The 13353-nt window shown below is 38.0% G+C and carries 4 protein-coding genes; all 4 read left to right on the top strand.

Going from position 1 to position 13353, the window contains the following annotated elements:
• The first annotated feature begins 18 nt into the window (after nt 1–18).
• Nucleotides 19–2451 carry a cell wall-binding repeat-containing protein gene (locus BTHG_RS25845; protein ID WP_010676962.1) on the top strand — a complete coding sequence of 811 codons (2433 nt, stop codon included), beginning with the start codon at nt 19–21 and terminating at the stop codon, nt 2449–2451.
• 194 nt (nt 2452–2645) lie between these two features.
• On the top strand, nt 2646–4952 hold the full coding sequence (locus BTHG_RS25840; protein ID WP_010676961.1) for a WG repeat-containing protein: 2307 nt from the start codon (nt 2646–2648) through the stop codon (nt 4950–4952).
• A gap of 213 nt (nt 4953–5165) precedes the next feature.
• On the top strand, nt 5166–8591 hold the full coding sequence (locus tag BTHG_RS25835; RefSeq protein WP_010676960.1) for a cell wall-binding repeat-containing protein: 3426 nt from the start codon (nt 5166–5168) through the stop codon (nt 8589–8591).
• Between the two features lie 255 nt (nt 8592–8846).
• Nucleotides 8847–13337, top strand: coding sequence for a cell wall-binding repeat-containing protein (locus BTHG_RS25830; RefSeq protein WP_010676959.1), 4491 nt, complete (start codon nt 8847–8849; stop codon nt 13335–13337).
• Nucleotides 13338–13353 lie beyond the last annotated feature (16 nt).

The raw sequence follows: 13353 nt of genomic DNA, 5'->3' as shown, positions 1-13353 counted from the left end.
GAAAGAGGAGGTACCTTATTGTTTAAAAGAATACTATTTTTACTATTGTTTTTTATGATTCTATTAATACCTGATTGGGAAGGTTTAGCAGCAGAAAGGATAAGTGGCCCAGACCGTTACCAAACCGCGGTTGAGATTTCAAAGGAAGGTTGGAAATCAGCGGATACAATTATTATTGCAAATGGAAGAGATTTTCCGGATGCTTTAGCAGGTGGACCACTGGCTTATCAAGAAAATGCGCCAATTCTCTTAACCTCAAAAAAATCATTGAACTCTTTTACAAAAAAAGAGATTACTAGATTGAAAGCAAAAAAAGTAATTATTTTGGGAGGAGCAGGTGCGATTTCAGAAAATGTCGAAGCAGAGCTCTCAAAAATGGGTCTTGCGATTATCCGTCTTGGAGGAAAAGACCGTTATGAAACTGCCGCTCTAATTGGTGCGAAGATTTCATCTGACCGTGCAGTAATCGCAAGTGGATTGAATTTTCCGGATGCTTTAGCGATATCTCCATATGCGGCTAAACAAGGAATTCCAATTTTATTATCTAGGAAGGATTCACTACCCTCCGTTACAGCAAAGGCGTTAAATGGTAAAAAGAATTCCATCATTGCTGGGGGAACAGGTGCTATAAGTCAAAAGGTGGCAAAGGAACTACCAAAACCAGTTCGATATAGTGGAACAACTCGTTATGAAACAGCAGCAAAAATAATTAATGAATTAATTGGACAGAAATATGAGGCTTTTGTTGCAAGCGGACAAGATTTTCCGGATGCTCTTGCAGGCTCCGTACTTGCAGCAAAAAAAGATGCACCCATTTTACTTATGCAAAAAGGCCTTGTACCTGAACCAATTTACGGTGTAATGGAAGACTACTTGAAGTACTCTGCCTTTGGAGGAACAGGTGCGCTTACTCCATATATCATCAGTGAGCTTGAGTTTTACGAAAGAATTACCAACCGTAAGAAGGATGTAATACATTCCCTTGACCTATTTTCAACAGGTGCAGTTGAAAATCTCTATAGTGTAAAAGAAGGAACAAATTCTTATCCCCTCGAGTTACGTGCAAAGACCAATGGATACACAACAGAGGGAACAACAAATAAAGAATTCGAAACAAATACACAAAAGATTACTTTTTATGAGGGAGAAAATAGAGACGGCTTGCATGTGGTTCAGACTACCTTAGGTGCTCCTTTTAGTTATAAGGAAGGAGAAGACCTGAAATTTCCACTTTATCTCGGGAAAACGTGGGAAAATAAAAATGGATCTACAACTCGTGTCTATGAAATCATGAGTATCGATGAAGAAGATTGGCCAGCTTATCAAAATGGAATCAAAGTCAAGTCATGGTTAAAAGATGAGCCCACTGCCTATTCAGAACGAATTTATGCCCAAGGAATCGGTTTAGCCGAGGAAAATGTGTATGAAGGAACAGCATTAATTAAGTCAATTACCTACATAGGAACTATTGTGAAGGAACCTGCAATACATTCAATTAGTGCGATTAAAGCAAAATGGGCAATTTATCAACCAACTTTTAGTGGGAACCCATTCTTGGAAGCGCCAAAGGTTTCAGCACCATACAAGCCAGGAAAGGTTCATCCAGGGTTGATTGAAGATGGACTAAAAATGACGAATTTTGTACGATATTTAACAGGTATACCGGAGAATATCGTGTTAGATGGTCAATTGAATGAGCTTAATCAGTATGGATCTGTGTTATTAGCTAGAATCGGATATCTTGATCATTTTCCAAAGAAACCAGCCGATATGGATGAGGAATTTTATCGGTTAGGATATGAGTCAACGAGCACTAGTAACTTAAACGGAGGAGTAAAACTTACCAATTCATATGTTACACCACAATCACCAGGGACAATGGCCTGGAGCGTTATGTCTTTTATGGAAGATGGCGGTGATAATAATGTTTCAAGAGTAGGTCATCGGGCTTCGATTTTAACGCCTGAATTACAAAAGATCGGATTTGGTTTTGCTATTTCTGACTCAAATATCATTTTTAATACAATGAATGTGATAAAAGGGTTGAACTGGAAGGTAAAGCATAACATCCCGTATACAACATGGCCTGCTCAAGGAAATTTTCCTGTTGAATTTATTAATGAAAGAGTCAACGGGGGACACCACACACCTTGGTCAATACATATGGAACGATATGTCGCCAATCGTGATGAAGTGAAAATAGAACTCATTCGAAATGCTGATCAGAAAAAGTGGACTTTTGATAAAAACGATAATGACTACAATGGTGAATATTTCAATGTAAGTGGAAAAACAATTGTATTTAAGCCCGATTTTGAAAAAGTTCCGGTCTTTAAAACAGGAGACTCTTATACAGTGAGAGTTACAGGAATTAGATACAAACAAGGTAGTAACGAGAAAGGTCCAAAAACCTCACTCGAATACGAAGTAAACTTCTTTTCGTTGAACTAGGGGACAATGCAACTAGTTGAAATATTGGAGTGATCTCTTTCATTCCCTACTTAGTCAAAAATGGCCCGAGGATTTCCTCTGGGTCATTTTTTATTTCACTTAGTATATATACTCCAACCTACTTAAACAATTAATAAAATCTCCCTATCCATTAGATACTAATTTGGAACACAATCAAAACGGGAGGTTTTAAAGTGAAAAGAGGTCGTTTCTTCATTTCCTTAGTAGGGCTATTTATTATATTCATGTTTGGTACTTATTTTTCAAAGTATGATTCAAATAAGGAAATGGAAAGCCCAACTTCAATACATTCAAATGAATCCCCACAGATACTGGAACAAGATCAAGAGAATTTAGTAAAACGACTTTCTGGAACTAATCGTTATCAAACAGCAATTGAAATCTCAAAGGAAGGTTTTCCGAAGGCAAATACGGTTGTAATTGCAAGGGGGGATGACTTTCCCGATGCGCTTGCAGGTACCCCTCTCGCGTACCAACTGGATGCTCCTATTTTATTAACGAGAACCCATAGTCTAGGTATAGATGTACAGGATGAAATAAAAAGGCTTGGTGCGAAAAAAGGAGTAATCCTTGGAGGAAGTGCTGCTGTTTCATTGGAGGTTGAAAAACAATTAAAAGATTTGGGGCTAACAATCGAGCGGGTCTCTGGGAAAAGTAGATTCCAAACCGCAGAAAAAATTGCTCAGAAGTTGACATCAAACAAGGAAGCTGCAGTTGTGGTTTATGGATACAATTTTCCGGATGCACTCGCTATTGCTCCATATGCTGCAAGGAATGGTTATCCAATCCTTTTGACAAATATAGAAAAAATACCTAACAGCACGGAAAACATTGTTGATCAGTACAACCAAACATTTATTATTGGTGGGGAATATGCAATTAGTCGAGAGGTAGAATGGAGAGTGCCATCACCTACGCGAATTAGTGGTAAAGATCGCTTTCAAACGGTGGACCGAATCATGACGAAGTTTGGTAAAGAGGATTCTGAATTTGGATTTATAGCAACTGGAAATGAGTTTGCTGATGCATTAACAGGATCTGTTCTTGCAGCAAAGAGGAAAGGTCCACTTATATTAACGATTCCCCACGTCTTACCAAAACCATTTGAATCAACTATAGAAAATAAAAGGTTCAAAAATGTTACCTTATTAGGAGGACAAAACGCCATAAGAATTAGTGTTGAAAAAGATATAAAAGAGAAGGTAGCAAGTGCACTAAAGCCTCGTGAATTTTCCTATGCAACGAGTTTTTCAGAGGGACTTGCTGCCGTTGCAGAAGGATATTCCCTTGATGATGAATGGGGTGTTATTAACAAACAAGGTGAATTTGTCATTCCACTAGAATATGACAATATGTCCGAATATCAAGGGGAACGGGCAATAGCCTCCATGTATGGCGGTCACTATCTGCTTGATACCAAAGGAAACAAACTTTACAGTTCGAAGCGAATACAACGGATAAATAATGAGTACTATTTTACAAATGATAAACGAGGGGTCATTAATCGTGATGGAAAAGCAGTTTTTACATTAGGCAATGAGGAAAAAATGTATGATTTTTCAGAGAATTGGATGTCGAAATATTATGATGCAAGAAATGATAAGTACGGTTATGTCCATATTACCGGAGCACCTAAGGTTGCTGCACAGTTTGATGAAGGAAGGAATTTTTTAGAAGAACGGGCAGCGGTGAGATTAAGGGATACCTGGGGATTTATTGATAAATCTGGTGAAACTGTGATTCCAATTAGGTATCAACAGGTAAGGGATTTTTCAGAGGGATATGCTTTTGTAAAAGAGGGAGACAAATGGGGGTTGATGGATAAACAAGGAAATTGGGTAATTGAACCTAGTTATGATGATATAAACTCGGACTTCTCAGAAGGCCTAGCTGCAGTAAAAAACGATACCAATGTCTTTTATATTAATAAACAAGGGGAGGTAGTGCTTGATCCTGATATCGATTACGGGTTAGAATTCAATGATGGTTTAGCAAGAGTCACAGCAGCGGGATCATATGGAGTAATAGATAAGACAGGTTCATTTGTCATACCTGCAGAATTTGCAAAAATTGAAGAGAGAGAAGATGGAAACTACCTTGTTTCTAAAAATAATAAATACGGGATTTGTTGTAAATTCGGCCTATATAATCGAGAGGGTGATATGGTAATCGAACCAATTAATAAATCAATTAGTCACCCTTCGGAAGAAAGAATTTTATTTGAGACAACTGATTCGACAACGGGGTACATGGATCTTGAGGGGAATATCGTAATACCTGCAAGCTACGAGGGTGGAACCGACTTTTCAGAAGGGCTTGCATCCGTAAAAAAGTATGGGAAATATGGTTATATTGATGTACATGGAAATCTTGTGATTGATTTTTTATATAATGAAGCACTCCCATTTAAAGAAGGGTTTGCAGTTGTACGGATTGGAAATCGACGGTTCTTCATAGATAAGAACGGAAAACAACTATAACAATAAATGCATCATGCATTTACTAATAATCCAGGGTTTCCCCCTGGATTTTTTTTGTAGAAAAATGAGTTAAAATTATTCTTTTATTGGAATAAATTAAAGAAGGTCTAAACATACATAATGTAGTAAACTATTAATGGGAATAGTAACTCGAATCTAAAAGAAATAGACCTAAAAATATATGAATTATAGATTGAACTAGGGGGAAAGAAAGTGGGAAAAAAAGGAGTTTATAAATCTAGAAAGCTAGTGATTGTAACAATCCTTGTTTTATTGTTACAAACACTTGGCAGTTCCTTTACGGTTTTTGCAGCATCGGATGGACAAGCTCCGATTGTGGAATCTATTGAAGTTAGTCCTGAAGAAGTCACAGTTGGAGATACAGTTGTGGTGAAGGCAGAGGTAGTAGATAATGAATCGGGTGTGAGGTCAGTAAGTGTAGAGTTTGATTCGCCTTCGAAAAGTAGAAATCAAACCATACGACTAAACTATAATTCTGAATCCGAATTATGGGAAGGAAGCTACACAATCCAAGATACAGACGAAGCAGGAGCCTGGACCTTCAAACAGCTTATTACATTTGATAACGCTGGAAATGGTGAATTATACAATGCTGGAGAAATTGCTAATTCAAGTAACCTAAATTTTAATGTAACAAACCCAAATGGAGATAGTGCAGCACCAACAATTGAGAGCATAGAGATTAACTCTAATGAAGTTCAAGTAGGCGCTCAAATTGTCGTAACAGCAAAAGTGGCTGACAGTAATTCAGGAGTAAAATCTGTCAGTGTAGAATATTATTCTCCCTCTAAAAGCAGAACCCAAAGTATTCGTTTGAATTATAATATTGGGTCTGGCTTATGGGAAGGAAGCTATTTGATTAAAGATACAGATGAAGAAGGGTTATGGACGTTCAAACACGTTATCACTTTCGATAACGCTGGAAATGGTGAATTATATAATGCTGGAGAAATCACTAACTCAAGCAATCTAGATTTTTATTTAACAAATCCAAACGGAGACAGTTCTGCACCAACAATCGAGAACCTTGTAGTAAGCCCAAGTGAAGTTCTAATAGGTAATCAAGTTGATGTGAAGGCAAAGGTACTAGACAATGGGTCGGGAGTAAAATCCGTTAGTGTAGAATATAATTCTCCAACCAACAGTAGAACCCAAACTATACGACTGAATTATAATTCCGAATCTGGCTTATGGGAAGGAAGCTACACAGTCCAAGACACAGACGAAGAGGGGTTATGGACGTTTAAACACGTTATCACATTTGATAACGCCGGAAATGGCGAATTATATAATGCTGCAGATTTAGATAGTACCCAAAATTTAGACTTCCGTGTAATCACTACTACAGACGAACCAATCGGAAATAATGTAGAGCCGCTACCCGTTACCTTCACAAAAACGAATGAATATTGGACGCAAAAAGACATTAAGCAGGATGTCTTCATCGGCCCAAATTCTGTCGTAACAATTAACGGCAATGTAATCATAGATGGTGATGTATATGTTTACGGGGCTATCAAAAATTATGGGAATTTAAAAATTACAGGTACCCTACATGCAAGAAATGTATATTGGGGAAGTAATCAAACTCTCTATCATGGAACGGTGTTAATGCTAGGTGGAACAAACATGATTCCATCCATGAGTTTGTCAAATCAAGCGTGGGAGGTACCACTTAAGCTCTATAACCAAGACTTAACTGTGAAGGACGGGCATCTTAAACTCGAAGGCGCGACAGTACCAGTTGTTGACGTCTATGTAGATGGCAATAAACTTGCATTAGAAGAGAAGGGAACCTTCATTGTTGATGTAAATGATATTACAAAGCCTAGTGTAAAGTTCGAAATGAAGGATGTATTCGGATATACGTATACAAAACAAATCAAGGTGAATAACCCGGATGCTATTTTCGCACCTTATTGGAATGATACGGCGACCCTTCGTGCAGATGAAAAAGGCCTAACGACTATAAAATTAGCCTGGGATAAACCAGTAACAACAGACGGAATTAAACAGTACTATATTTATAAAAATGGTAAACTGCTAGAAACAGTCCAAGGAACAAGTACTAGTTACCAGGTTACTGGATTAACAGAAAAAACTTCCTATCAGTTTTCTGTCATTGCAGAGGATAATTACAACCAAAAAACGGAAGCTTTAACTCTAACAGCGGAAACTCTTAAAACCGCACCAGGTTGGCCAGAAGGAGCATTTTTACATGTTCCTGAATATGGTTCAGATTTTGTCATCCTTTCATGGAATCAGGCCATTACGTATGACGGGGTAAAACAGTACCATATCTATAAAAATGGAGCACTCGTTCAGACTGTAACAGGAACAACCACGAACTATAAGGTAACAGGCCTTTCGCCAACGACACTGTATCAATTTTCAGTCATAGCAGAGGACAAATATGGAGATAAATCCAGCGCACTTTCCGTTGACTGGGAAACATCGAGAGTATTCCCGCATTGGCCGGAGAATGCTGCCTTAGTCTACCAGACAGATGCAACAAGTGTATCCCTTTCATGGGACGAAGCCAACACACATGATGGTGTGAAATATTATCATATTTATAAAGAGGGGCACCAAATCGATAAAGTAGAAGGCACAGTGAAAACATATGAGGCAAAGGGTCTTACTCCTAACACTGTATACCAATTTACAATCTTAGCAGAAGACAAAGTTGGACAAATGTCGGAACAACTTTCAACATCGGTAAAGACCGCGGAACAGCGACTCATCCGTTTAAGTGGGAAAAGTCGTTTTGAAACAGCTATCGAAATATCAAAGAAAGGCTGGCCACAGGGATCAAAAACAGTTGTGTTAGCAAGATCTGATGAGTTTGCGGATGCATTAGCGGGAGGGCCGCTAGCCTATCAATTAGATGCACCGATTTTATTAACAAGGTCAACTAGATTAGATAGTGGCGTGGTTGCAGAAATGAATCGATTAGGTGCAACTAAGGTTGTCATTCTTGGAGGGAAAGGTGCGATTTCCTTAGAGGTTGAAAAAGAGCTGAAAACGTATGGACTACGGGTTCAACGGATAGGTGGATTAAACCGCTATGATACATCAGTGAAAATAGCAGAAATGATGGTTGCAAATGGTGCGAATACAAAAGAAGCAGTCATTGCATACGGTAGGAATTTTCCAGATGCACTTGCAATTGCTCCATACGCAGCGATGAATAAAATACCTATCTTATTATCTGAACAAAAGAAGATTCCAAAAGAGGTAAAAGAATACCTTGGAAATGTTCGCAAGACAATTGTAGTAGGTGGAGAAACAGCGATTGGATCGAGTGTTTTTAATGCTTTGCCATCGCCTAAAAGGATTTCAGGTAAAACAAGATATGAAACTGCTGTACAAGTTGTAAATCAGTTAGATCTTAGGTCTGAAAAGGTTTTTGTAGCAACCGGAGCTCAATTTGCAGATGCCTTAACTGGATCTGTATTGGCAGCAAAAAACGGTGGGCCCATTCTACTTGTCCAACGCTATAAAGTGCCAAATGAGGTTAAGGAACTTTTAACAGAAGGCGGCATTAACGAATTCTACATCCTTGGTGGACTCGGCGCAATCGACGATATAACCGCAGATTCTTTGCTATATAAATAGAATAGGGTACAAGTGTTTTGTTATCCGAGGAATATAATAGCTATACAAAAGGTCCAGAGAAACTACCTCTGGACCTTTATCTTTATCTAACATTTATATGCATCAAAAAACTATAAAAATATTTTTCTACCTTCCAGTTGTCCACCAAATTTGCAATATTTATTACAGTTCGTATTCTATTAATTATATAATAAGAACTAGGACTATCGTTTTATCGATTTATTTTAGTAAGAAAAAAGGGGGAAGATGAAAGTCGTGAAGGCAAGAAAGATTGTTATTGTTTTACTAGTTTTATTATTATCAACGCAGAACTTAGCTTATGCGATTGATACAACAAATGTACAGACATCACAGGATACAATCCAAGAAGAGATTATCATTACTACTTCAGAAACTTGGTCTCAATCGCAGACATTAACACAGGATGTTATTGTTGCTCCCAATGCAACACTTACCATTTCCGAAGGAGCTGAAATACAGTTTCAAGGCAATTTAATCATTTATGGTAATGTACGAAACTATGGAAAGATTTTTATGAATGGCAATGATGTCATTGCCAACTATATCAATATGGGCGGAATTATTATGAGTGGTGACTCCGCTTATTTAGACTATGGAAGATTTGATCCTTACGGGTATACGACTAATGTTGATTGCATATGTCTTATTTTTGATGAAGAAAATCCATATCCAGCACCACCTGTTGAAGTTATTTCACCATCTGATAACTCAACCGTTTCACAGTCTACAATTGCAATAAAAGGTAAGACCGTGCCTGGTTTTACAATAGATATCAAGGGTAAGAGGACAGTAGCTGCCGAGGACGGCACTTTTTCTCTTAATGTTGAACTTTCACCAGGAGATAATATTCTACCAGTTTCAGTGATAAATGTTTTGAACCGAGAGTATAACGTAGAAGATTTACATATTACTTTGCAGGAAGACAAAACTCCTCCTACAGCACCAATCGTGGATGCCTTTGATACTACTTCTTCTATCCTAACTGGAAAAGGGGAAGCGAATGCAACAGTTACAGTAAAAAAAGCAACTACAGTCCTTGGAGAAACAAAGATTGCATCTGATGGGACATTTTCTGTAAATATAGGAAAACAAGCAGCAGGTACAGTCCTTTCCGTAACCGCAACAGATTTGGCAGGTAACGTTAGTGATGCAACTTTGGTTACGGTAAAGGATACAGTAGCACCTACCATACAGAGTACTCTTCCAGTAAATCAAGCAAAAGATGTGCCTGTTACTTCATCAATCATTGTGACATTTAATGAAGAAGTAAACCGAGGTCCAAATTATCAAAATATCAAACTTGTAACGTCAACAAGCGAAACAATAAGCAGTGAAATTGAAATTGAAAGCAATAAGGTAATAATTAGACCTACCTCTTCACTGCAATACGGCACGCAATATCGAGTAGAAATCCCAACTGGTGCTGTTACAGATAAAAGTGGCAACGAAAACCAATCCGCACCTTTTACCTTTCAAACAGAGGAGTATTCTACAAAAGTTAGTGGCGGAATATATGAGGATATTGTCTGGAAAAGGGATAAAAGTCCATATGTTGTAACTGGGGATATTGTCGTTTATCCTGATGTCAACATAAAAATTGAACCTGGTGTGACAGTGAAATTTTCTTCAGGTACTGAAATGGCTGTAAGAGGCAATTTGATAGCGGAGGGAACGAGTCAGCAAAAAATTACATTCACCTCCAAAAGTGACCATTCAAAAGGAGCTTGGGATGGAATTTCGATTGAAAGGAATCTCGGAGGAAAAGCTACGTTTAAGAATGCAGTAGTCAATTATGCAAATACAGGAGTGACGGTTGAATGCTGTGGGAACGACAATGAATTGACTTCAACGACTTTATCTGTAGAGTCCTCAACATTTGAAAACAACCAAACAGGAGTATATGTAACTGGAGACTATGGTCAATCAATCATATCTAAATCAACATTCATCAATAATGGAACAGGTTTGAAAGGATCATTTAAAAAGATCACCGACTCCATCTTTAAAAATAACCAATACGGTGTGGAACTAGATGAGATGTATCCCGCGGATGTTTATAATAGTACATTCACGAATAATACGTATGGAATATATGGTGGAGCGACTATTTATAAAAGTGTGATTACGAACAATATGTTTGGACTAACTCTCGTAAACGGGGATGTAAAGTTTAATAAGATTGAAAATAACAACACAGCTATTACTATTAGTGGCTATGATTCTACTATCACTAATAACTCCATAATCAATAATGATATAGGATTTGATATTTTTCATCCGTTTGAAAGGTATACTGTAAAATCAAATAACATTCAAAACAAGACATGGAATATAAAAAATCATCTAACGTCTAATTTAGACCTAAAAGAAAATTATTGGGGTGTTACGGACGAATCAGTTATCAAACAAAAGATATTCGATGGATATGATGATGTCGGATATGGAATCGTAGTGTATCGACCATTTTTAACAGAAAAAGCAAGTACTGTGGATACCAATGCACCAACTTGGGGTACAGAAAGCTCTCTTTATGCACAAATCGATTATATTAAGGGAATGCCACAAGTACACATAAGCTGGAGTGAAGCCTCTGATGAAATGGAAATTCATAACTACAAGATTTATAAAAATGGTAGTTTAATAGGTACGGTTGACAAAAACACAACAAGGTATGAAATTCCTAATATACCATTTGGTGAGTATACATTTAAAGTGGAGGCAGAAGACTTAGAAGGAAATTTGACAACAAATGGACCGTCTACTAACCTAAGTGTTCGTGACTTAGGGGCACCTGAATTTCCAAATGGTAGCTCACTAACGGTAAAAAATATAACTGAAACTTCATTAGAATTATCATGGCCAGAAGCAAAAGATAATGTAGGTGTAACAGTTTATCGTATTAGCCAAGATGGCCGGGAAATCAAATCGGTAGATGGAAACACTAGAAGCTATACTGTTACGGGATTACAGCCAAACACAGACTATCAATTTGCCGTAATACCAGGCGATGCCGCGGGGAATTGGCCGGCACAGGGCTTAGAAAAAACCGTTACTACCTTAGCTGACACAAAGAAACCTGTTTGGCCACCGAATAGTAAGTTAGAAGTAATCAATCATTCGAATCAAAAGTTTGAGCTTAAATGGCCAGCTGCCAAGGATAACGTTAAAATTGACTATTATGTCGTTAAACAAAATGGTGTTGAATATACACATGTCCCTAGTAATCAAACATCTTTAACCATTTTAAATCCTGCCTATGGGACAGAGTATCAATTCTCTATTGTGGCATATGATACAACTCTTAATCCATCTGAAGAGTTAGTTAGTCAATCAATTAAAATTGGAGTAAAAGCTCCTATTGTAAATGAGGTTAGTGACCAGTCAATTGCGGTCAGTGGCAAAGCAGAGGTCGGTACAACCATTTACGTAAAGGCAGGAGGAAAGGAAATTGGAAGAGGTACAACTAAATCAGATGGTACTTTTGCAGTTTCCATTTCAAAACAAAAAGCCGGAACGGAATTATATGTAACGGCTACAAACAATTCTGGAATCGTGAGTACAGCAACAAAGGTAACGGTAAAAGATAAAACGCCACCAGCTGCACCTGAGGTTAATGAAATGTCTGATCAAGCCCTTGACGTTACAGGAAAAGCAGAACCTGGTGCGTTAGTTGAGGTCAGATTTACGAGTGGTAGTGTGCTTGCATCTGCAACTGCAAAGTCCAATGGTACTTTTGTAGTTGAAACGCCAGCCTATCCAAATGTTGGACTCAAGTTCATAGTAACAGCAACAGATAAAGCGGGAAATGTAAGTAAGGGAACGACGATTACAGTAGTGGAAAACTTAAAACGAGTTAAAGGTTCAACTCGATATGATACAGCTGTTGAAATTTCAAAACTTGGTTGGAAGAAAGCTGAAACTGTCGTATTGGCACGAGGAGACTCATTCCCAGATGCACTGGCAGGGGCACCTTTAGCCTATAAGCTGGATGCACCAATCCTGTTAACACAACAGTCAAAATTAACAGCTTCTACTCAAAAAGAAATCAAACGATTAGGAGCAAAAAAAGTCATTGTTTTAGGTGGTACCGGTGCAATTTCGGACGGTGTTGAAAAAACAATAAAGGGACTGGGCCTCCAAGTCGAACGTATTTCAGGACAGAATCGTTATGAAACAGCAAATGCAATTGCCAAAAGAGTTGGTAACAACCAAAGTGTGGTGGTAGCATACGGATCAGATTTCCCAGATGCATTAGCAATCGCATCTTATGCAGCACAAAATGGTTACCCAATATTATTAACAAGTAAGGATAAAATTCAAGATTCTACGAAGCAATTAGTGAAGAACTATGGAACTCAAAATGTTTTTGTTGTTGGAGGAACCGGTGTTGTCAGCGACAAAGTTGTCAATTCACTAGCGATGAAAAACGTAAAAAGAATTGGTGGGAAAAACCGTTTTGAAACGGCAGGAAAAATCATCACCGATCGAAAATTACAACCAGACCAAATCTTTATCGCAAATGGCTTCGGATTTGCAGACGCACTAACAGGGTCAGTCCTGGCTGCAAAATACCAAGCGCCACTCTTACTCGTAAGACAGACTAATGTCCCAAAAGAAACAATCGACATTATACAAAAATACCGACTCAAAAACTTTAAAATTCTCGGAGGCACATCAGCAGTCACCGACAACGTCATCAACAAACTAAAAGAATTTGAAGAATAGGGACAGAGGGACAGTG

Origin of the sequence: Bacillus timonensis (assembly GCF_000285535.1) — a bacterium.
GTDB lineage: Bacteria > Bacillota > Bacilli > Bacillales > Bacillaceae_L > Ferdinandcohnia > Ferdinandcohnia timonensis.
Note: the sequence above shows the minus strand (reverse complement) of the source record. Positions and strands in the feature narration are given on the sequence as shown.